The following is a 22,541-nucleotide window of genomic DNA, read 5'->3' on the forward strand; positions in this document are numbered from 1 at the left end:
GGACGGACCCCGGAGGACGCGGCACCCCATGCGACGGCTCGCGCTGCTGTTCGCCCTGCTGGCCCTGTTCGCCGCGCCGATCGCGCGTGCCCTGCAGCCGGACAAGGCATTCCACCACTACGTCAGCGACGGCTGGTCGATCCAGCAGGGCCTGCCGCAGATCAGCGTGCTCGCGCTCGCGCAGGACCGCACGGGCTACCTGTGGGTGGGCACGCAGGCGGGCCTCGCCCGCTTCGATGGCGTCGAATTCCACGTCTATACGCCCGAATCCGAGCCCGGCCTGCCCGGCACGTGGATCCGGGCGCTGCACCTCGGGCGCGACGGGCGCCTCTGGGTCGGCACCTACAAGGGTCTCGCCGTCTACGACGGCCGCCGCTTCGCCGGGGTCGCACCGGCCTCGCCGGCGCGCGCCGCCGCGCCCGACATCACCGGCATCGCCGAGGACACCGACGGCACGATCTGGGTCACCACGATGACCGGCCTGATGCGGGTCGGCCGCGCCGGGCTGGAACCCGTGGACGGCATCACCCAGCCACTGCAGGCACCGCTCGCGCGTGCCGACGGGCTGTGGCTCGGGGGTCGCGGCACGGTGCACCACCGCCTGCCGACCGGCCGCTGGGAGCGCCTCACGCTGCCGGCCGATGCGGCGGAGGCGCAGGTGCTGCGCCTGACCAGCGCGCACGGCGCGACGTGGGCGGGCACCTCGATGGGGCTCTATCGCCTGCAGGCCGACGGCTGGGTGCCGGTCGACGTCGATCCCGCGGCCGCGCGGTCGCCCGTCGAGCTGCTCTACCAGGATCGCGACGGCAACCTCTGGGCGGGCGGCGATTTCGGCCTCGCCCGCCTGCGCGAGGGCCGCGTCGCCGAATTCGTGCGCGCCGACGGTCCGGGCGGCATTCCGGGCCTGCGCAGCGCGTTCGAGGACCGCGAGGGCAACCTCTGGCTCGGCAGCCAGTGGGAAGGCCTGACGCGCCTGTGGAGCTCGTGGACGCGCCGCTATTCCTCGCCCGAGGGCCTGGGTGACCGCATCGTCTGGTCGGTCGCCGCGCAGCCGGGCGACGGGCGGATATGGGTGGGCGGAAACGACGGGCTCAGCCTCTTCGAGAACGGACGTTTCCGCCAGGTGGTGCCCGGCAAGGCGCTGCCGCATCCGCATGCCTACAACCTGCTGGCCGAGCGCGAGCGCCTGTGGATCGGCACGCGCGGCGGCCTGCGCGTGCTCGACGCCGGCAGCGACAGCCCACGCGCGCTGCCCGAGCTCGCCGCGCTCGGCGGCGCGCAGATCAACGCCCTGGTGCTCACGCGCGATGCGGCGTTGTGGATCGGCACGCCCGAGGGCCTGTTCCGCTTCGCGGACGGCCGGCTCGAGCGCTTCGGCGAGGACGACGGCCTCGGCGACCCGCGCGTGCGCTACCTGCGCGAGGACACCGACGGCACGCTGCTGGTCGGCACCCAGAACGGGCTCTACACGCAACGCGCCGGGCGCTTCGAGCGCGAGCGCGGCACGGGTCTGCCGGACGCGATCGACGTGACCGCGATCCATCGCCTCGCCGACGGCCGGCTGGTCGTCGGCACGCTCGCCGAGAACACCTACCTGCACGACGGCCGCCGCTGGCGCGAGCTCGGCGCCGAACAGGGCGTGCCGCGCAACGCGCCGTTCTTCCTCGCCGAGCATGCGGGCCATCTTTGGATCGCCGGCATCCGTGGCATCGCCCGCGTGCCGCTCGCCGACCTGCGCGCATTTGGCAGCGGGCGCCTCGCGAAGGTGCGCGGCGAGATGCTGCTCAACGAGCGCGGCGACCGCATGAGCGGGCAGCAGGGCTACTGCTGCAACGGCGCGGGCACGGCAAAGGGCATGCTGCTCGGCTCGACGCTCTGGCTGCCCACGCGCGACGGCATCGTCGCGATGGACACCCGCACGCTCCGCCGCAACGGCGTGCCGCCCGGCGCGGCCATCGAGCGCGTACAGACCGGCCGCTCGTGGCGCGAGGCCTTCACGCTCGACGGCGAGCCGCTGCCCGGCGACGCGCGCGACGCCACCTTCGAATACACGGTCCTCACCTTCCAGGACCCCAAGAGCGCGCACCTGCAGTACCGGCTGCGCGGCTACGACCGCGACTGGGTCGACGGCGAATCGGCGAACCGCCGTGCGCGCTACACGAACCTGCCGCCCGGCGACTACGTCTTCGAGGTCCGCGGCACCAACAACGCGGGGGTGTGGACGCGTGCGCCGGCGGCGCTGCGCTTCTCCGTGGCGCCGCGCTTCCACGAGACGCCGTGGTTCGTGCTGCTGTGCATCGCGGCGCTGGGCATCGTGGTGTACGCGGGCTACCGCTTCCAGCGCCACCGCTTCCGCCTTCGGCAGGCCGAGCTCGAGGCACTCGTGGCGCAGCGCACCGAGGCGCTCGCCGAGGCCGCGCGCCAGCTCGAGGAAGCCAGCCACACCGACCCGCTCACCGGCCTGCGCAACCGCCGCTACATCGGCTCGCAGCTGCCGGCCGACCTGTCCTTCTACGACCGCCAGGCCGCCGCGCAGGACGAAGGCAAGGCGATGCTGTTCGCGCTCGTCGACATCGACCACTTCAAGCAGGTCAACGACCGCTACGGCCACAAGGCCGGCGACCTCGTGCTGCAGCAGTTCGCGCAGGTGCTCTCCAAGCTCGTGCGCACGGGTGACTACGTCGCGCGCTGGGGCGGCGAGGAGTTCCTGCTGGTCTTCCGCCCGATGCCGCAGCGGAGCATCGCGACGATCGGCGAACGCATCCAGCAGGCGGTGGTCGGCCATCCGTTCGACCTCGGCAACGGCATGGTGCTGCCGCTCACGTGCTCGGTCGGCATCTCGCAGTACCCGCTGGTGCGCGACGACGGTGCGCAGCTGAGCTGGGAGTCGATGATCGAGCTCGCCGACCAGGCGCTGTACTACGTGAAGTCGAACGGCCGCAACGGCTGGGCTTCGTTCCGCCCGACCGAGCACACCGACGTGGCGCGCTTGCTCGACGACATGCAGCAGGATCTTCCGGGCCTGCTCGAGCGCGACGCGCTGGATGTCTTCGGCCGCATCGCCGGTCGCGACCTCGACACGCGCGACGCCTGATCAGGCCGCGCCGCGCGCGATCCGCAGCACGTCGTCGAGCAGCGCCGCCGCGGTGACGTCCGCGCCCGCGCCGGGGCCCTGGATGACCAGCGGCTGCGCGTCGTAGCGCTCGCACCGGATCGCCACGCGGTTGTCGGTGCCCCGCCCGCCCGCGAGCGGGTCGTCGTCCGGCAGCGACTCCACGCCGACCGTCGCACGCACGCGCCCTGCCTCGACCTGCAGCCGGGCGACGTGGCGCAGGCGCTCGCCGCGCTTGTAGGCCTGCGCGAAGCGCTCGCGAAGCGGCCCATCGAGTACGCCGAGCGCGGCGTCGAGATCGCACAACGGAAGCGACACCAGCTCCCGCGGCACGAGCGACTCGACGTGCACGTCGTCCGCCTCGAGCCGATGGCCCGCGGCGCGCGCGAGGATCAGCAGCTTGCGGCGCACGTCCTCGCCGGAGAGGTCCTCGCGCGGGTCCGGCTCGGTGTAACCGGCATCGCGCGCCTGCCGAACGAATCCCGAGAACGGGCGCAGGCCGTCGAACGCGCCGAACAGCCAGGCCATCGACCCCGACAGTACCCCGGCGATGCCGAGCACCGCGTCGCCGCCATCGCGCAGCGCACGCAGGCTGCGCAGCAGCGGCAGCCCGGCGCCGACGGTCGCGCTGTCGCCGTAGCGGGCCCCGCCACGCTGCGCCTCGGCGATCGCCATCCACCGCGCGAGGTCGAGACCCGCGCCGAGCTTGCTCGCGGTGACCACGTGCAGGCCCTGCGCGAGCCACTCGGCATGCCGGGCGGCGATCGCCTCGCTGCCGGTCGCATCGACGACGATCCGTGCAGTCGCCACGCCGACGAAGGTGGAGGCGCCCGGCGGCACGGCCTGCGCGTCACCCGACGGCAAGGCATCGCGCACGGTCGCAGGTGCCAACCCCAGCGGCGACGCGAGCGCCCTTCGCGAGTTCGCCACGTGCACGAGTCGCAGTCGCGGCATCGCGGCGCGTGGCTGCAGCCGTCCGAGCCTCTGCAGGAAGGCGCTTCCGACGGTACCGACGCCGAGCAGTGCGATCTCGGCATCGGCCACCGCGAGTTCCGGGCCGGGAGGCACGAGCCGGCGCGCGATCGCCTCCATCAGGCGACGGCCGGCGTGCGCACGTCGAGTCGCGCGACGCGGGCGAGCGCGTCGCCGGCATCGGCGACGAGATCGTCGACATGCTCGATGCCGACCGACAGCCGCAACAGGCCATCGCCGATACCGGCAGCCCGTCGCGCCTCGGGCGGCATCGCCGCGTGCGTCATGGTGGCCGGGTGCGCGACGAGGCTCTCGACGCCGCCGAGCGACTCGGCGAGCGTGAACCAGCGCAGCCCCTCCAGGAACACGCGCACGCCGGCTTCGCCGTGCGCCACCTCGACGCTCAGCATCGCGCCGAAGCCGTGCTGCTGCCGCGCGGCGAGCGCATGGCCCGGATGCGTCGCAAGGCCCGGGTAGTGCACGGCGCGCACCGCCGGATGCCGCGCGAGCACCTCGACCAGCGCGGCGGTGTTCTCCTGGTGCACGCGCAGGCGTGCGTCGAGCGTGCGCAGGCCACGCAGCGTGAGGAAGCTGTCGAACGGCGAGCCGGTGAGCCCCAGCGCATTGGCCCACCAGGTGAGCGTGTCGTGCACCGCGGGATCGCGAGCCACGACCGCGCCGCCGACCACGTCGCTGTGGCCGTTGATGTACTTCGTCGTCGAATGCAGCACCACGTCGGCGCCGAGCGTGAGCGGCCGTTGCAGCGCCGGGGAAAGGAACGTGTTGTCGACCACGACCGTCGCGCCGACCGCCTTGGCGCCGGCGATCGTCGCCTCGAGATCGGTGATGCGCAGCAGCGGATTGGACGGCGTCTCGATCCACACCAGCGCAGGACGGCCGGCGAGCGCGGCGTCGCGCGTGGCGGGCGTGGTGAGGTCGGCGGTCACGAGCTCGAATGCGCCCTTCGCGGCAAGCGCGTTGAACAGGCGCCAGCTGCCACCGTAGGCGTCATGCGGCACCACGATCCGCGCACCCGGCGCGACGAGCGCATGCAGCACCAGCGTGATCGCCGCCATGCCGGTGGCGGTCACGACACCGCCGGCACCTTCCTCGAGCTCGGCCAATGCGTCGCCGAGCAGGTCGCGGGTGGGGTTGCCGCTGCGGGTGTAGTCGTAGGCACGCTTGCGGCCGAAGCCGGCGAAGCTGAAGTTCGAGGACAGCACCAGGGGCGGCGTGACCGCGCCGAACGCGGTGTCGCGATCGATTCCGGCACGCACGGCCGCGGTGGCCGGTGCAGCGCGACGCGTTCCGGGCAGGGCGCTCATGCCGCCACCTCCGTCGCGAACGCGTCGCGGAGCACGTCCCCGATCGCGGCGACCTCCTTCAGGAAGGCATCGTGCCCGTAGCGCGAGCGCAGGACGCGCAGCCGCGTCTCGCCGCGCAGTCGCTGCGCGAGGGCGTAGATGTCCGACAGCGGCACGAGCCGGTCCTCCTCGATGCCGACGAGCGTCACCGGCGCCGTGATCGACTCGGGCTCGACCTGCTGAAGGTCGATCGATTCCGACAGGCGGAGGAAGGCCGTGGGCGGCGTGCGGGCCGCATAGGCCTGCCCGCAGTGCGCGAGGTAATCCTCCGCCGCGGCGCGCACCCGCCCGCCCTCGACGCGTGCGGCACCGAAGCGCTCGTCGAACTCCTCGGGCGTGCGATAGCTGAGCATCGCGAGCTGCCGCGCCAGCGCGAGGCCGTCGAAGCCGTCGCACTGCACCGCGCCCAGCTCGACGGCCTGCCGCTGCAGCGCGCGCCAGGCCGATGCATACGGATGCGCGCGATGCGCGCCGGCGATCGCCACCAGCCGCCCGACGCGGCGCGGATGCCGCGCCGCGAAGTGCAGCCCCACCATCGCGCCGTAGGAGCTGCCGACGAAGCCGGCCAGCGCGCCGATGCCGAGGCGGTCGAGCAGCACGGCGATCGCGTCGGCCTGGTCGGCCGGGTCGATCGGCGCATCCAGCGCGCCGTCGGCGCCGAGCCAGTCGAAGGCGACGACGCGGACCGCCGCCGGATCGAGCGCGCGGTCCTCGCCCACCTGCACGTTCCACCAGCCCGGTGCGGTGTCCGCGGTGTTCGGCGTCACATGGCGATTCGCGGAGATGCCGCCCGCGACGAAGACGGTCGGCAGGCCGGGCGCGCCGACCGTCTCGTAGCGCAGGCGCAGGCGGCGCTCGCCGGCATGGCGCAGCGGCAGTACGACGTCGAACTCGCCGCGGCTGCCGCATGGCAGGGCGGTACAGGCGTCGCCGATGGACTCGGACACGCGGTCCGTCCGTGCGGCGGCGGGGGAATCGAAAACGAGGCTCATGGGACGGGGCTCCGGCAAGGGACGGGGCCATCGAGCCTGCGTCGCTCCCGCCTTTCGGCGGGAGGGCACGACCATCTTCCGGCTGACGCCGCAGGAATTGGCACCTGGTGCTTTCGCACTGGTTGCCCCGGCGTCTAAGGGCCTGTCCCTCAGCCGGTCTCGATGGATGGGCGCAGTCTGCTACGCGTTTCGACGAGTGTCAATCGCTTCAACGCGATGAAGCGATGGATTGGCCCCGGTCAGCGGGCGATCGGCCGACCGCCCGTACACTCCCGCCTCATGAAGCAGTCTTTCCTCGCCCTCGCGCTGGCGGCCCTCGTTGCCGGCTGTGCGACCCGCGTGCCCGCGCCCGTCGCGCCGCCGGCGGCGCCCGCCGCCCTTCCCACGCTCCCCCACGAGATCGTCACCGTGCGGGAGCGCTACGTGTCGGCCGAGCAGGCAGGCGACGAGCTCGATTCGCTCGCCACGTGGACCGCCGAGGACGGGCGCACGTGGCTCATCGCCAGTGCGAAGTCCACGCACCGCCTGGTGTTGTTCGACGGCGACAGCGGCGAACGCCTGCGCGAAGTGGGCACGCGCGGCAGCGCGCCCGGCGAGTTCAACCGCCCGAACGGCGTGGCGGTGCATGGCGACCTGCTGTTCGTGGTGGAGCGCGACGGCCGGCGCGTGCAGGTGCTCGACCTGCCCGGCCTGCGCCCCGTCACCACGTTCGGCGCCGGGGAACTGCGCAGCCCCTACGGGTTGTGGATCACCGAGCGCGAGCCCGGCGAGCTCGATGTCTTCGTCACCGACAACTACATGTACGGCGAGCGCTTCGACGTGGTGCCGCCGCTGCCGGAGCTCGCGCAGCGCGTGCGTCGCTACCGCGTGCAGCTGCAGGACGCGGGTGCCCCGCGCGTCACGTCGATGGGCACCTTCGGCGACACCAGCGAGGGCGCCGCGCTGCGCGTGGTCGAATCCATCGCGGGCGATCCCGAGCACGATCGCCTGCTGATTGCCGACGAGGACCAGTCGCGCGGCTCCACGCTGCGCGAGTACACGCTCGGCGGCCGCTCCACCGGCCGCAGCCTGCCGCAGGACGCCTTCGGCGCGCAGGCCGAGGGTGTCGCCCTGTGGGCCTGCGGCGATGGCGAGGGCTACTGGATCGCGGTCGACCAGCTCGCGCCGCTCACGCGCTTCCACGTCTTCGACCGCCGCACGCTCGCGCCGCGTGGCACGTTCCAGGGGCAGGTGACCGCGCACACCGACGGCGTCGCGCTGCATGCGGCGTCCACCCCGAGCTTCCCGGCCGGCGTGCTATACGCCGTGCACGACGACCGCGCCGTCGCCGCGTTCGACCTGCGCGACGTCGCGCGCGCCCTCTCCGTTGGAGGCAGCTGCCTGCCCTGACATGGCCGCGCGCACGCTCCTGCCCGTTCTCTGCGCCATCGCGACGCTCGCCGCCGTGGGCATCGCCGATGCCGCGAAGGTCTATCGCTGGACCGACGCCAAGGGCGTGCGCCACTACGGCGACCACGTACCACAATCGGTCGCCGCGCCCGTCCAGGCACTGCGCGTCCCGGCCGATCCGTCACCGACGGCGACGCTGCGCACCGTACCGTCCGGCGAGGGCTTCGATGCGCTCGCCTACAACCGGCTCGCCGGCCCCGTGGAAGTGCGGCTCGACTTCAGCCGCAGCAGCAACGTGCGTGCGCGGCCGTCGCTGCCGTCGCGCGCCGTCGTGGCGGCCGGCAGTACCAGCGTGGTCGCGCACATCGCCTCCATCGATCCGACACGCTCGGGCGATTTCGAATTGCGCATGGACGTGGTGCCCGGCGACCCGCGCAGCCGTCCGCTCGACGTCGAATACCTGCTGCCCCTGCGCCTGGCGCGCTGGCGTATCGACCAGGGCTTCGGCGGCAGCTTCAGCCACGATGACGAGCAGAATCGCTATGCCATCGACTTCGCGGCGCCCGAAGGCACGCCCGTTCTGGCCGCACGCGACGGCTGGGTCATGGACGTGGAGTCCGACCACGCGCGCGCCGGGCTCAACCGCGAGCGCTATTCGGCACGCGCGAACATGATCCGTCTCGTGCACGACGACGGCGCGATGTCGGTCTACGCGCACCTGAAGGCCGACGGCGTGCTCGTGCGCCCGGGCCAGCGCGTGCGCGCCGGGCAGCAGATCGCGCTGTCGGGCAATACGGGGTTCAGCACGGGCCCGCACCTGCATTTCGCGGTGCAGGCCAATCGTGGGATGCGGCTGGAGTCGATCCCGTTCCGCATGCGCGGGCCGGCCGGCCCGATGCGGCTGCGCGGGAACTTCTGAGGTCAGGCCGTCTGGGCCATCTGCGCGGCCATGTCCCGCCACTGCGGCAGGCGGTCGATCTGGCCCGCAGCGCGCAGGTAGTCCTCGTCGACGGGCAGGCCACCGGCCAGCGCCGAGGCCACGTGCACCGCGCCGGGCACCCAGAAGCCCGACATGCGCACCGCGCCCGGACGATGGTGGTACGCGACCGCCTCGACGATCGGCATGGGCAGGCCCCACAGGCCGAGCAGGTAGGCGCCGGCTTCGGCATAGTGCGGGCCGGCATCGTCCGGGCCGCCGCGGTTCACACCGGGCAGCAGCTTGCCGACCTCGGCGAGCAGTGCCGCCGTCGCGGCGAGCTCGGCGCTCGGGCCGGTGAGCATCTGCGCAGCCAGTCGGGACGTGCGCAGCGCGCGGTCCTGCATCGCCTCGCGGTCGAGGCCCGGCACGTCGTGCCGCCCGTAGGCTTCCGTGGCGAGCACCAGGCGCTGGATGGTCTTCGTACCCAGCCGCGTCACCGCCGCGCGCATGTCGGTGATCACGCGTCCGGACGAGAAATACGCGGAATTGCACAGTCGCAGCACCTTGGCGACCAGCGCCGGATCCTGCGAGACGAGCCCGGCGATCTCGGCACTGCCGACGTCCGGGTCCTGCATCAGTTGCGAGAGCTCGAGGAACAGCCGCGGCGGCGGCGGCAGCGAGCCGATGCGCCCGATCGTCTGCACCAGCGTGGGATTGGTCAGCAGGTCGCGCAGCTCCTGCACGCTCTCCACCGCCTCGATCAGCTCGCCGGCGTCGAGCGGCTTGCGCAGCAGGCGATGGGCCACGTCGAGTGCCTGCATCGCGTCCGCGCTCTGCCCGCGGTCCAGCAGCAGGATGCGCGCGGCCTCGGGATGAACGGCGCGCACTTCCTCAAGCAGCGCGGTGCCCTGCAGGGCACCCACGCGCAGGTCCGCGACCATCACGTCGATACGCCGGTCGCGCGGAATCGTCACCGTTCCGCTGGCGTCCGAGAGCCAGCACACCGTCCAGTCGAGCCCGAAATCATTGAGCGCGAGCTGCAGTTCCCCTGCGCGCCCGCCTTCTTCCCCGACGATGACGATGAACACGATCCCTCCCGAGCGGTATCCGCCTGCGACGTACTAACGGCGTGCGGAAGCGATCCTTGAGCCACCGGCGGCAGGTGCCGGCGGGTGGCCGACGACGACGCACGGCTATAATCGCCGCCCTCCCCTTTCCGCCCGCGCGCAGCCCTGCGCGCCGACGCCATGTCCGACGTCTCCCTGCAGGCGCTTCGCCGCCGCACCTTCGCCATCATCTCGCATCCCGACGCCGGCAAGACGACGCTGACCGAGAAGCTGCTGCTGTTCGGCGGCGCGATCCAGATGGCCGGCTCGGTCAAGGGCCGCAAGGCCGCGCGCCATGCGACGTCCGACTGGATGGCGCTCGAAAAGGAGCGCGGCATCTCGGTCACCAGTTCGGTGATGCAGTTCCCCTACGAAGGCCGCATCGTCAACCTGCTCGACACCCCGGGCCACGCGGACTTCGGCGAGGACACCTACCGCGTGCTCACCGCGGTCGACTCCGCGCTGATGGTCATCGACGTCGCCAAGGGCGTCGAGGAGCGCACGATCAAGCTGATGGAGGTCTGCCGGCTGCGCGACACGCCGATCATGACCTTCATCAACAAGCTCGATCGCGAGGGCAAGAGCCCGATCGACCTGCTGGACGAGGTCGAGAGCGTGCTGAAGATCCAGTGCGCGCCCGTGACCTGGCCGATCGGCATGGGCCAGCGCCTCAAGGGCGTGGTGCACCTGCTCACCGGCGAAGTGCACCTCTACGAGCAGGGGCGCAACTTCACCCGCCAGGACTCCACGATCTTCGCGTCGATCGACGACCCGGCGCTCGAGGAGCGCATCGGCGCCCAGATGCTGCAGGAAGTGCGTGACGAGCTCGAGCTCGTCGAAGGCGCCTCGCATCCGTTCGAAGTCGAGGCCTACCTGCGCGGCGAGCAGACGCCGGTGTTCTTCGGCTCGGCCGTCAACAATTTCGGCGTGCAGCTGCTGCTCGACTTCTTCGTCGAGCACGCGCCCGCGCCGAAGCCGCGCGCGACCACCGGCCGCCCCGTGGAGCCGATCGAGGAGAAGCTCACCGGCTTCGTCTTCAAGATCCAGGCCAACATGGACCCGATGCATCGCGACCGCGTCGCCTTCATGCGCATCTGCTCGGGCGAGTTCAAGGCCGGCATGAAGGCCTTCCACGTGCGCAGCGGCAAGGAACTCAAGCTCGCGAATGCGCTCACCTTCATGGCGAGCGATCGCGAGATCGCCGAGAGCGCTTATCCGGGCGACGTCATCGGCATCCACAACCACGGCACCATTTCCATCGGCGATTCCTTCACCGAGGGCGAGCCGCTGAGCTTCACCGGCATTCCCAACTTCGCGCCCGAGCTGTTCCGTCGTGCGCGCCTGCGCGACCCGCTCAAGCTCAAGCAGCTGCAGAAGGGCCTCGCGCAGCTGTCGGAGGAAGGCGCCACGCAGTTCTTCCGCCCGCTCATGTCGAACGACCTCATCTTGGGCGCCGTCGGCATGCTGCAGTTCGACGTGGTCGCCTACCGCCTGAAGGACGAATACGGCGTGGATGCCACGTTCGAGCAGGTGCAGGTCGCCACCGCGCGCTGGATCCGCTGCGACGATGCGAAGAAGCTCGAGGAGTTCCGCGAGAAGAACGCGATGAACCTCGCGATCGACGCCGCCGGCGAGCTCGTCTACCTCGCGCCGACGCGCGTCAACCTGCAGCTCGCGCAGGAGCGAGCGCCGGCGGTCCAGTTCATGGCCACGCGCGAGCACGCGCACGCGGTCCGCATCGACTGAGCATCGGGAAGGCGCCGCCATTCGGTGGCGTACGCTAGGATCGGGGCATGGACGCACCTTCCCCCACACTTCAACCGGTCACCGGCCGCATCCAGCGCCCCGTCGAGGAACTCGCGAACGCGCTGACCCACGGCCTCGGCGCGGTGATCGCCCTCGGGGCCGGCGCGGTCCTGGTCACGCTCACCGCGCAGTCGGGCGACGGCTGGCAGCTGACGAGCGCGATCGTCTTCTCGATCTCGCTGCTCATGCTGTATCTCGCGTCGACGCTCTACCACGCCATCCCGCATCCTGTCGCCAAGGCGCGTCTCAAGGTCTTCGACCACTGCGCCATCTACCTGCTGATCGCCGGCACGTACACGCCGTTCACTCTCGTCGCACTGCGCGGCACCTGGGGCTGGAGCCTGTTCGCGGCGGTCTGGACGCTCGCGGCGATCGGCATCGTCTTCAAGCTCTTCTACACCGGGCGTTTCAAGCGCGCCTCCACGCTGGTCTACGTGCTCATGGGCTGGATCGGCGTCGTCGCGATCGGGCCCCTGCTACGCGCGCTGGACGGAGCCACCCTGTGGTGGCTGCTCGCCGGCGGCCTCGCCTACACGCTGGGTACCGCCTTCTACCTGCGCAGCTCCGCCTTCTCGCACGCGGTCTGGCACCTGTTCTGCATCGCCGGCAGCGTCTGCCACTACGCGGCGGTGCTCAGGGTCGTCCTGCGCTGAGGCGCTCGGCTCGCTCCTCGTACGTCGCCTGGCCCGGCGCGGGATGCCATTCATCGACGAGGTACAGCGGCCGCTGCTTCGATTCCTCGTAAAGGCGCCCCAGGTACTCGCCGATCAGCCCGAGGGCGATGAGCTGCACGCCGCCGAGGAAGAGGATCACCGACATCATGGTCGGCCAGCCGGCGACCGGATCGCCCCAGAGCAGCGCCTTGGCGATGACCCACAGGCCGTAACCGAATGCGACCAGCGCCGTCATCAGGCCGAGGTAGGTCGCCAGCCGCAGCGGCGCGCTCGAGAAGCTGGTGATGCCCTCGAGCGCGAAGTTCCACAGTTTCCAGAAGTTGAACTTCGACCCGCCGGCCAGGCGCGGCTCGCGCTCGTAGGGCACCGCGACGCTGCGATAGCCGACCCAGCCGAACAGGCCCTTCATGAAGCGGTGGCGCTCGCGCAGCTGGCGAAGCGCCGCGAGCGATCGTGGCGAGAGCAGGCGGAAATCGCCGGTGTCGGCCGGAACCGGCGTCTTCGACACCCGCCCCATCACCCGATAGAAGGCATGCGCCGTGGCGCGCTTGAGCCAGCTCTCGCCCGCCCGCGCGATGCGGGTGCCGTGCACGTCGTCGAAGCCGGCGCGCCATTTCTCCACGAGCGCGCCGATCAGCTCTGGCGGATCCTGCCCGTCGGCATCGAGGATCACGGCCGCGCCGTCGGTCACCAGGTCGAGGCCCGCGGTGAGCGCGGCCTCCTTGCCGAAATTGCGCGACAGACGCAAAAGCGACACGCGCGGGTCGCCGCGCGCGATGCGCAGCAGCACCTCCCAGGTGCCGTCCGTGCTGCCGTCGTCGACGTACAGCACGCGCGGCTCGAGCCCCGGCACCGCCTCCATCGCCGCGACGATGCGCGGGTGGAGCATCGGCAGGCTCTCCGCCTCGTTGTAGGCGGCGACCACGGCGGTGAGGCGATCGGCAGTCATGGCGCGATGGTACCCGCCGCGGCTCAGTCGATCCGCTCGAGGTAGCCGCGCCCGCCGATCATCCGCATCTGGCGCTGGATCGCACGAGCGCGCCGCTGCACGTACGGGCCGGGACGCGTGGCGCTGTAGCGCTTCGGGCTCGGCAGCACCGCGGCCAGGCGCGCAGCCTCGGACGCCGACAGACGCGAGGCATCCTTGCGGAAATAACTGCGCGACGCCGCCTGCGCACCGTAAACGCCGTCGCCGAACTCCACGACGTTCGCATAGACCTCGATGATGCGCTGCTTGGGCCACATCGCCTCGATCAGCAGCGTGTACCAGGCTTCGATGCCCTTGCGCACCCAGCTGCGCCCGCTCCACAAAAACAGGTTCTTCGCCAGCTGCTGGCTGATCGTGCTGCCGCCGCGCACCTTGCGCCCGCGCGCGTTGCTGCGCTGCGCCTTCTCGATCGCCTTGAGGTCGAAGCCGAAATGCTCGGCGAAGCGCTGGTCCTCCGCGGCCACGAGCGCCACGGGCAGGTTCGGGCTGATCCGTTCGAGGTCGCGCCAGTCGTAGGCGACACGGAACCTCCAGTCGCCTTCGGCCCAGGCCTCGACTTGGCGGATCGCCATGAAGCTCGAGAACCACGGGTCGACGAAGCGCAGCACGCCCACCTGCAACACGGTGACCAGCGCGAGGATCACCGGCAGCCACAGCAGGCGGCGCAGCCAGCGCCGTCCACGTCCCTTCCGCTCTTGTTTCGCCTTCACCCGGCCCCCATGTCATCGCGCCGCCTTCCCCACGAGGCGGCATTATCCGCCAACGCCTGCCCGCCCCGATCCCATGACCGAAACCTCCGCGCCCGCACGGGACCAGTTGCTTCGCTTCCTCATCCAGCGCGCGGGTGTGCGCGGCGTGCACGTGCGCCTCGACGAGGCCTGGCGACAGATCCGCGAGCGCGAGTCGTATCCCGAGGCCGCCGCGGAGATGCTCGGCCAGGCGTGCGCGGCCGCGGCACTGTTCACAGGCCATGCGAAGGTCGACGGGCGCCTCTCGGTGCAGATGCGCAGCGAAGGCGCGATCCGCACGCTGTTCGCCGAATGCACCGCGGCGGGCACGCTGCGCGGCATCGTGCAACTCGGCGACGAGGACGGGCAGGAGGTCTCGCGCGATCTCGGCGCAGGTGGCATCCTCGCGATCACCATCGAGAACCACGGCGTCGCCGGCGGCGATCCCGTGCGCTACCAGGGGCTCGTCGCGCTCGAGTCCAGTCGGCTCGACGCTGCGTTCGAGGGGTACTTCCGCCAGTCCGAGCAGCTCCCCACCCGCCTGCTCCTCGCCGCCGATGGCGATGCGGCGGCCGGCCTGATGCTGCAGAAGCTGCCCGGCGACGACGGCGACGAGGACGGCTGGAACCGTGTCGGCGCCCTGTTCGATACGCTCGCCGAGCCCGAACTGCTCGCGGCCGATGGCACGACACTCCTGCACCGGCTCTTCCACGAGGACGGGGTCGAGGTCTTTGCCGCGAAGCCGCTCGCCTTCGGCTGCTCCTGCTCTCGGGCCCGGGTCGCCTCGATGCTCGTCGCCCTGGGGCAGGACGAGGCCCGCCTCGCCGCCGAGACCGGCGAAGCCCGGATCCGCTGCGAGTTCTGCGGGCAGACCTACCTCTTCTCGCCCGCGGAAATCGAGCAGCTGTTCGTCGACGCAGCGCGTGAAATGGAGAGCCCGAAAGGCCTGCAGTAAGACCTCTGCAGCCGATTGTTAAATAAACATAAACGGTCTATAGTCGGCCCGTCTTTACGAGATCGGAACTTTTCCGGCCCTGCCCGGTCCCAGTCCCCGACATGCTGCGCTCCCGCTTCCACCGCTTGGCCCTCGCCGCGAGCACCCTGCTCGCGACGTCCGCGCATGCGCAGGTCGCGAAGCCCGAGGCGCTGCCGGTGTGGAACGGCAACGGCAAGCTCGAAGCCGTTCTCCTGATCGAGCCGATGTCCGCGCGCACGTGGCAGTTCGGCAATACGCGCCTCGAGACCGCACTCGGCGTCGATAGCGGCGATACCCTCGGTCTGGTCTGCGATCGCAAGAACGGCGTGGGCAGCGCGATCGGCAACCTCGCCGACAACTGCCTGCTCGCTTCGGTGAATGGTCGCGACGCCCGCCAAGCGAGCGCCGGCGCCAGCATCACGCGGTCCGGCGCGCGGATCGGCTTCGGCGTCGGCAGCGGTCGCGACACCCTGCCCGCATGGCTCGCGCCGAACGGCCGCGCCGGCTCGCGCGTCAACCAGAATGCCCTGACGCTCTTCGGCGAGAAGAACGTGGGCCGCGAGGCCACCATCTCGATCGGCGGCACGATCGCGCGCGCCCGCCTCGTCTCGCCCGAGTCGGTCCCCTCGCTCTCCGATCGCTGGGACGTGAGCACGCTCAACGTCGGTGCGAACGTCGGCCGCTTCGGCGCGAGCATCATCGGCCGCGTCGTCGATTCGCCGCTGCAGCCCGGCAACTGGCAGGGCCTCGGCCTCGGCCTGAGCTGGCGCACGCCGTGGAGCGGCCAGCTGAGCGTCGGCGCGGACAATGTGGTGACGCGCGGCAAGAACCCGTTCGCGCCGAACAACGGCACGAACGAGGACGACACCGTCCCCTACGTGCGCTACCAGCAGGATCTTTGATCCCGCGGTTTTGATCGCCGCCCTGGCTGACGTGTGTGGTTCCGTCGGCTTGGACCTGCCTTGAGTACCTGACCGTCGACGTTCCGCTGTGCGGTGACGTGCCGTGCACGGGATTTGTTGCGATGCAGCACCCCGTGCCAAAAGGAGCAGAGCCTCGGCTCCGTAAGAAGTCGAGCCGACCGTAGCCACGAATGCTGCAATGCAACAGCACGCCAGCGTATGCGGCCGCGGCCCGAAGCGGCTTTAACTTCTGCGTAACAAGCCTCTTCCTCTTTACAAAAAGTTCACCTACGATCGGCCTGTCGCGTCCCGGCCCCATGCCGCGCGGCTCTTTGGGGACCCCATCCGATCGGAGGATTCACGATGTTCCGTACCAACCCCTTGCGCGATGCCGTGTGCTTCGCGCTTGCTTTCGGCGCAGCGGGTGCTGCGTCCGCGCAGACTCCAGTTGCACAGCCCGCCGAGGGCGAAGCCACCACGCTCGACCGCGTGCAGGTCACCGGCTCGCGCATCCGCTCGGTGGATATCGAAACCGCGCAGCCCGTCCTCACGATCTCGCGTCAGGACATCGAGAAGCAGGGCTTCCAGTCGGTCGCCGACATCCTGCAGAACATCAGTGCGACCGGTACGCCGCCGATCAGCCGCGCTGCACCGCTCTCGGCCGGTGAAGCCGCAGGCGGTACGTTCATCAGCCTGCGTAACCTCGGCGCGCAGCGCACCCTGATCCTGGTCAATGGTCGTCGCCTGCCGGCAACCACGAGCGGCCTGGTCGACGTCGCGCAGATCCCGGCCGTCTCGGTCGAGCGCATCGAAGTCCTTAAGGACGGTGCGTCGTCGATCTACGGCTCCGACGCGATCGCGGGCGTGATCAACATCATCACGCGCTCGAACTACGACGGCGCGGCTGCGACCGTGTACTACGGCCAGTACGACGAAGGCGACGGCGCGATCACGCGCGGCGAGTTCATCACCGGCTTCGGCGGTGACAAGGGCTCGGTCACGATGGGCGCCGAGTGGGTCCGCGAAGATCGCGTCGCCTCCTCGGACCGCGACTTCAGCGCCTTCCCGCGCTCGAGCTACCACCCGACCGACAACTGGACGACCGTCGGCCAGTTCGGTGGCTTCGTCACCACGGCGACCACCCCGGTCCCGGGCGTTCCGACCGGCACGCGCGTCGTGCTGCGCGAGGGCGGCAACCCGCGCAATCCGGCTGACTACCGCGCGCAGAACACCAACACCGGTTCCTGCACCGCGGCCGGCGTGACTGCGGCCACGGGCTGCGTTCCGGGCTCGATCGCCGACAAGTCGAACACGAACCTGCAGACCGACCTGCGCACGCCGCTCGAGCGTCGCTCGCTGTTCGTAAACGGCGACCTCGCGATCACCGACAACATCCGCTTCCGTTCGGAAATGCTCTACAACTTCCGCTCGAGCGAGCGCCAGGTTGCCGGCTACCCGATGCAGGCGGCGTCGTTCGCCACGCCGATGTCGGGTGCGAGCTACTTCAACCCGTTCCCCGGCCAGACCATCAGCAACTGGTGGCGCCGTACGTGGGAAGTGCCGCGCGTCACCACCGCGGACCTGACCACCTACCGCTTCGCCGGCGTCTTCGAGGGCAGCTTCGAGCTGTTCGATCGCCCGTTCGACTGGGACGTGAGCTACCAGTACAACAACAGCAAGCTGGTGCAGAGCACGTACGGCAACCTCAACCTCGCCAATACGCGCGCGGCTGTCGGCCCGTCGTTCCTCGACCCGGCCACCGGCCAGGTGCGCTGCGGCACGGCGGCTGCCCCGATCGCGGGCTGCGTGCCGTTCAACCCTTACCTGCCCTTCGGCGTCGTCGGCCAGGGCGGCCTGACGGGCAACACCGCCCTTCAGAACTACCTGTTCCAGGAAGAGCACGCTACGGGTGAGACGACCACGCAGGTCATCGCCGCCAACCTGACGGGCAGCATCGTCGAACTGCCGGCCGGCGACCTCGGCTTCGCGATTGGCGTCGAGAACCGCAAGGAAGACGGCTCGTTCGTCCCCGACGCACTCGCTGTTACCGCAGGCTCGACCAACCTCGCCTCTGGCCCGACGGGCGGCGGCTATGCGGTCGACGAGGTTTACGCCGAGCTTGAGATTCCGATCCTCGCCGACATGCCGTTCGCGCGCGAGCTGACGGTCAACCTCGCGAGCCGCTACTCGGACTTCGACACGTTCGGCGAGACCACGAACAACAAGTTCATGCTGAAGTGGAAGCCGATCGAGTCGCTGCTGCTCCGCGGCACCGTCGCCGACGGGTTCCGCGCGCCGACGATCAATGATCTGTACGGCGGCACGTCCGACACGTTCTCGTTCTACACCGACCCCTGCGACGTGCTTCTGGGTTCGTCCACGGCGGGCACGCCGGTGCGCGCGAACTGCGTCAACGGTGTCGGCGGCCAGAACGCGCTGGGCGCGCTCGGCAATACGTTCCGCCAGCTCGGCCAGGGCTTCGTCCCGGTCGGCTCGCCGAACGCGCAGACGCCCGTCGCGTTCAAGTCGGGTTCCAATCCGACGCTGACGCCGGAAATCTCGAAGTCGCAGACGATCGGCTTCGTGTGGAGCCCCACGTTCCTCTCCGGCTTCAACGTCGCGCTCGACTGGTGGAAGATCCGCATCAAGGACACGATCGTGGCGGACTCCCCGCAGACGATCCTGAACGACTGCTACGTGCAGGGCATCGCCAGCCGCTGCTCGCCGGCGCTGTTCACGCGTGATCCGGCGCTCGGCTACGTCAACTTCCTGTCCTTCGGTGGCCGCAACGCCGGTTACCGCAAGACGGAAGGCTTCGACTTCGACGTCTCCTACCGCTTCAAGACGGAGAACTTCGGCAACTTCACGCTGTCGTCGAACTCGACGTACACCGTCCGCGACATCACGATCTCGACGAACGACCCGCGTTATCCGCTGTCGGCAACGGGCTTCGCGAACTTCTTCCGCGTGCGTTCGAACTCGAACGTGAGCTGGGAGCGTGGTTCCTTCGGCGCCAGCTGGAGCGCGCGTTACTACTCGGGCATGAAGGAAGGCTGCACCTACTTCGTCCCGGGCGTGACCGAAGCGAACCTGGAGTGCAACGAGATCCTGTTCGCTCCGACGGGTGCGCTCACCACCGCGGGTGAGCCGGTCAGCCAGCTGACGCGTCGTCGGGTGGTCGGCTCGAACACGTTCCACGACATTCAGCTCCGCTGGAACGCGCCGTGGAATGCCACCGTCGCCGTCGGCGCCAACAATGCGTTCGATCACAAGGGTCCGGTGATGTATACGCAGCCGAGCGCCAATGTGTCGTACTACGGCGGCTTCGACATCGGTCGCTTCATGTACCTGCGTTACACGCAGAAGTTCTGATAGCTCCGGCTATCCGGCTCTGAAGGCGGCCCCGGTAACGGGGCCGCCTTTTTTGTGAACAGGGACCCACGTTTAACGACCCTTTAATTCCTTCTCCACGCCGGCTACCATCGGGGAGACCTGACCGGCTGAGGGCTCTTGACCGGTGGGGTTCCCATGGGAAATACCAAGAACCACTTGGAGAGAGAGATGACCTTTAAGACCACCAAGCTCCGCGACGCGATCACCTTCGCGTTGGTCGTGGGCGCCACGGCCGCTTTCGGCACGGGCTCCGCCCTCGCCCAGGAGCAGCAGGCGGGTGAGCAGGACGCCGATACGCTCGACACGCTCGTCGTGACGGGTACGCGCATCCAGAGCCAGACCGTCACCTCCGCGACGCCCGTCGCTGAGATCCAGAAGGAAGAGTTCCAGTACTCCGGTGCGACCCGCCCCGAAGACCTGCTGAACCAGTACCCACAGCTGTCGCCGACGTTCGACTCGTTCCAGAACAATGGCGCGACTGGCTACGCGACGGTCGACCTGCGCAACCTCGGCCCGCAGCGCACGCTGACGCTGGTGAACGGTTATCGCCTCCCCGAGGGGTCGGTCACCGGTGCCCGCGACATCTCGATCGTCCCGGCAGCCGCTATCGCTCGCACCGATCTGCTTACCGGTGGTGCCTCGGCGGTCTATGGCTCCGACGCGATCGCAGGCGTCGTTAACTTCATCCTCGACGACGAGTTCGAGGGCGTGTCGATCTCGGCAGGCTACTCGGCGTACCAGCACAAGAACGACAACGAGTACATCCAGGGCCTGCTTCGCGCTAAGGGCTTCAACACGCCGGACGGTGACTCGGGCTTCAGCGGCATCTCCCGCAACATCGATCTCGTGGTCGGCAGCTCGTTCGCAGACGGCCGCGGCCATGCGATGGGCTGGGCTACATGGCGCAAGAACGAAGCGCTTTTCCAGGGGGAGCGCGACTACTCCGCGTGCGCCCTGGCTACCAATGGCCTGTCCTGTGGTGGCTCGAACACCAACGCGGCGGGCAACTTCTACGCGTACCAGCTGGACCCGGCTGATCCGAGCTCGATCAGCTTCGGGACGTCGGCGACGATCAATCCTGACGGCACGTTCTCCGATGCATACGGCGCACCGTACAACTTCGCGCCGATCAACTACTACCAGCGCCCCGACGAGCGTTATACGTTCGGCACCGTGCTGAAGTACGAGATCAACGAGCACTTCCGCCCGTTCGTCGAGGCGATGTACGTCAACAAGCGCAGCTCGATCCAGATCGCCGAGTCTGGTGCGTTCTTCACCGCGCTGCCTGCACTGAGCTGCGCGAACCCGGTGCTCGGTGACTTCTGCGCCGATCTCGGTGCCGACCCGACGCAGCCGATCAACATCTACGTCGCAAAGCGCAACATCGAAGGTGGCCCGCGCCGCACCGACACGGAAACCAACACGTTCCGCATCGTTGCGGGCGTCGAAGGCGACCTCGGCGAAGGCTGGATGTACAACACTTCATTCCTGTATGGCCAGACCAGCCAGGACACGCAAGGCTTCAACGACTTCCTCAACGATCGCATCGTGTCGGGCATCCTCGGCTGCCGCGAACCGACGTTTGACGCGAGCGGCAATAACGATGGCCTGGGCGGTACCGGCACCTTTACGGGCTGCCTGCCGTACAACGTCTTCGTGCCGGGCGGCGTGACGCCTGAGGCGGCTGCCGCGCTGTCGGGCATCAGCTTCAATAAGACCAATACGCAGATCACGGAGTTCAACGCTTTCGTAAGCGGTGACACGGGCGTTGGTTTCCCGTGGGTCGAGGAAGACATCCAGCTTGTCATGGGTGCCGGCTACCGTGAGGAGTCGTATCGCAGCCAGTCCGACCTTGACAGCCAGGAAGGCAACTTCGCTGGTGCAGGTGGCCCCGCACTGCCGCTGAGCGGCAAGATCAGCGTTGCCGAAGTGTTCCTCGAGTCCGCGGTGCCGCTGCTCAAGGACGCGGGCTTCATTAAGGACATGGGCCTCGAGCTTGGCTACCGCCTGTCGGACTACGACCGCTCCGGTCGCGCCCACACGTGGAAGGTCGGTCTGACCAGCGACTTTGGCATGTTCCGCATCCGCACCGGCTTCAACCATGCGATCCGCGCTCCCAACATCGGCGAACTCTTCGCCGGTGACCAGATCGCGCTCTTCGCGGGCGCCGACCCGTGCGCAGGCGCGACGCCGACCGCTACGGCGCAGCAGTGCCTCAACACCGGCGTACCACTGGCTCGCTATGGCCTGGTTCCGGACAACGCTGCGGGCCAGTACAACCAGTTCATCGGTGGCAACCAGAACCTGACGCCAGAGGAAGGCGATACGTTCACGTTCGGTGTCGTGCTGACGCCCATCAAGAACCTGCAGGTGGCGGTCGACTATTTCGACATCACGCTTGAGAACCGCATCGGCACGATCGGCGCCAACACGATCCTCGCCCAGTGTGCGGCGACAGGCGACCCGTTCTTCTGCCAGCGCGTGCGCCGCAACCCGCTGACGTTCGACATCCACCGTGGTCAGGATCTGGCGACGTCGGGCTACGTCGACAACCACACTGTCAATCTCGGCGAGCTGCACTTCCGTGGCATCGACCTCAGTGCCAACTATCGCTGGGACATGCTGGGCGGTCGCTTCTCGACCTTCTTCAACGGTACCTACATGCTTGAGACCGAGTTCGACCTGGTCCCCGGCAATGTGGCGCCGTATGACTGTGCTGGCCTGATCACGGCGAGTTGCCAGCAGAATGAATGGCGTCACATCGCTGGCCTCCGTTACGCGCGTGACTCGTGGACGGTGAATCTGCGTTGGCGCTACTTCGACGAGCTCGAGTATCGCAATGAGACGACCGGTGCGCCGCTTGTCGCCGACCGCCTGACCTGTGCCGTCGGCACGCCGGTTCCGTCCGGCGCGCCCTGCCGCGGTTCAGGGGGTGTCTCTGCCCAGAACTACATCGACCTCTCGGGCTCGATCTTCCTGGGCGAGACCGCGGAAGTTACCCTGGGCGTCAACAACATCGCCGACAAGGAGCCGCCGATGATCGGTGGCGCCCTGGCTCCGACCAACGGCAACGCGCCGGGTGGTTACGACCAGGCGGGCCGCTACTTCTTCGGTAGCGTCACCTTCCGCTTCTAAGTCGTCGCTGTCGCAGTACCGGAGCGGCGGGCCTCGTGCCCGCCGCTCTTTTTTTGGGTGGCCGATGGCTTCACTCCTACAATGG

At 69.4% G+C, this 22,541-nt stretch carries 15 protein-coding genes and 1 riboswitch; of the genes, 9 read left to right on the forward strand and 6 right to left on the reverse strand.

Annotated elements, in window-relative coordinates; translation table 11 throughout:
• Positions 1-28 precede the first annotated feature (28 nt).
• A complete protein-coding gene (locus ACYVJJ_RS14070; RefSeq protein WP_460834481.1) occupies positions 29-3,094 on the forward strand; it encodes a diguanylate cyclase in 3,066 nt (1,021 codons plus the stop codon).
• Here ACYVJJ_RS14070 and ACYVJJ_RS14075 read toward each other — a convergent pair whose 3' ends face one another.
• From ACYVJJ_RS14075 to metX, 3 genes are read right to left on the reverse strand one after another with little or no spacing between them, the layout of a single operon-like run.
• Positions 3,095-4,204 carry a homoserine dehydrogenase family protein gene (locus ACYVJJ_RS14075; protein ID WP_460834483.1) on the reverse strand — a complete coding sequence of 370 codons (1,110 nt, stop codon included), beginning with the start codon at positions 4,202-4,204 and terminating at the stop codon, positions 3,095-3,097.
• Entirely contained in the window at positions 4,204-5,409 is a 1,206-nt protein-coding gene (gene metB / locus ACYVJJ_RS14080; protein WP_460834484.1) for a cystathionine gamma-synthase, read from the reverse strand. Before metB ends, ACYVJJ_RS14075 begins: the two co-directional genes overlap by 1 nt.
• Entirely contained in the window at positions 5,406-6,440 is a 1,035-nt protein-coding gene (metX, locus tag ACYVJJ_RS14085) for a homoserine O-succinyltransferase MetX (RefSeq protein WP_460834485.1), read from the reverse strand. The genes metB and metX overlap by 4 nt, the downstream gene beginning before the upstream one ends.
• Positions 6,441-6,508: 68 nt before the next feature.
• Positions 6,509-6,609: riboswitch (SAM riboswitch) on the reverse strand.
• Positions 6,610-6,719: 110 nt separating this feature from the next.
• Between metX and ACYVJJ_RS14090 the strand changes: the two genes are divergently transcribed.
• Complete coding sequence (locus ACYVJJ_RS14090; protein WP_460834487.1) at positions 6,720-7,829, forward strand: phytase; 1,110 nt, start codon at positions 6,720-6,722, stop codon at positions 7,827-7,829.
• 1 nt (position 7,830) lies between these two features.
• Positions 7,831-8,748, forward strand: a complete 918-nt coding sequence (locus tag ACYVJJ_RS14095; protein WP_460834489.1) for a peptidoglycan DD-metalloendopeptidase family protein — start codon at positions 7,831-7,833, stop codon at positions 8,746-8,748.
• 2 nt (positions 8,749-8,750) lie between these two features.
• Here ACYVJJ_RS14095 and ACYVJJ_RS14100 read toward each other — a convergent pair whose 3' ends face one another.
• Positions 8,751-9,836 (reverse strand): HDOD domain-containing protein, encoded by a 1,086-nt coding sequence (locus ACYVJJ_RS14100; protein WP_460834491.1) that lies wholly within the window; start codon positions 9,834-9,836, stop codon positions 8,751-8,753.
• Between the two features lie 159 nt (positions 9,837-9,995).
• Between ACYVJJ_RS14100 and ACYVJJ_RS14105 the strand changes: the two genes are divergently transcribed.
• Both ACYVJJ_RS14105 and trhA read left to right on the forward strand, forming a co-directional pair.
• Positions 9,996-11,600, forward strand: a complete 1,605-nt coding sequence (locus ACYVJJ_RS14105) for a peptide chain release factor 3 (RefSeq protein ID WP_460834492.1) — start codon at positions 9,996-9,998, stop codon at positions 11,598-11,600.
• Between the two features lie 47 nt (positions 11,601-11,647).
• A complete protein-coding gene (gene trhA / locus ACYVJJ_RS14110) occupies positions 11,648-12,313 on the forward strand; it encodes a PAQR family membrane homeostasis protein TrhA (protein WP_460834494.1) in 666 nt (221 codons plus the stop codon).
• Here the strand turns inward: trhA and ACYVJJ_RS14115 are convergent.
• Both ACYVJJ_RS14115 and mtgA read right to left on the reverse strand, forming a co-directional pair.
• Positions 12,294-13,283 carry a glycosyltransferase family 2 protein gene (locus ACYVJJ_RS14115; protein ID WP_460834496.1) on the reverse strand — a complete coding sequence of 330 codons (990 nt, stop codon included), beginning with the start codon at positions 13,281-13,283 and terminating at the stop codon, positions 12,294-12,296. The two genes, trhA and ACYVJJ_RS14115, sit on opposite strands and share 20 nt — an antisense overlap.
• 23 nt (positions 13,284-13,306) lie before the next feature.
• A complete protein-coding gene (gene mtgA, locus ACYVJJ_RS14120; protein WP_460834497.1) occupies positions 13,307-14,032 on the reverse strand; it encodes a monofunctional biosynthetic peptidoglycan transglycosylase in 726 nt (241 codons plus the stop codon).
• Positions 14,033-14,105: 73 nt separating this feature from the next.
• On the opposite strand from mtgA, the gene hslO reads away from it, so the two are divergent.
• From hslO to ACYVJJ_RS14140, 4 genes are all read left to right on the forward strand, one after another.
• Positions 14,106-15,005, forward strand: coding sequence for an Hsp33 family molecular chaperone HslO (gene hslO / locus ACYVJJ_RS14125; protein WP_460834499.1), 900 nt, complete (start codon positions 14,106-14,108; stop codon positions 15,003-15,005).
• A gap of 101 nt (positions 15,006-15,106) precedes the next feature.
• On the forward strand, positions 15,107-15,928 hold the full coding sequence (locus ACYVJJ_RS14130) for an XOO1806 family protein (RefSeq protein ID WP_460834502.1): 822 nt from the start codon (positions 15,107-15,109) through the stop codon (positions 15,926-15,928).
• Between the two features lie 363 nt (positions 15,929-16,291).
• Complete coding sequence (locus tag ACYVJJ_RS14135; RefSeq protein ID WP_460834504.1) at positions 16,292-19,300, forward strand: TonB-dependent receptor plug domain-containing protein; 3,009 nt, start codon at positions 16,292-16,294, stop codon at positions 19,298-19,300.
• A gap of 189 nt (positions 19,301-19,489) precedes the next feature.
• Positions 19,490-22,456: a TonB-dependent receptor domain-containing protein gene (locus ACYVJJ_RS14140; RefSeq protein ID WP_460834506.1), complete on the forward strand. Its 2,967-nt coding sequence runs from the start codon at positions 19,490-19,492 to the stop codon at positions 22,454-22,456.
• Positions 22,457-22,541: the final 85 nt, after the last annotated feature.

The sequence above is a fragment of the Lysobacter humi (ex Lee et al. 2017) genome (assembly GCF_054781815.1).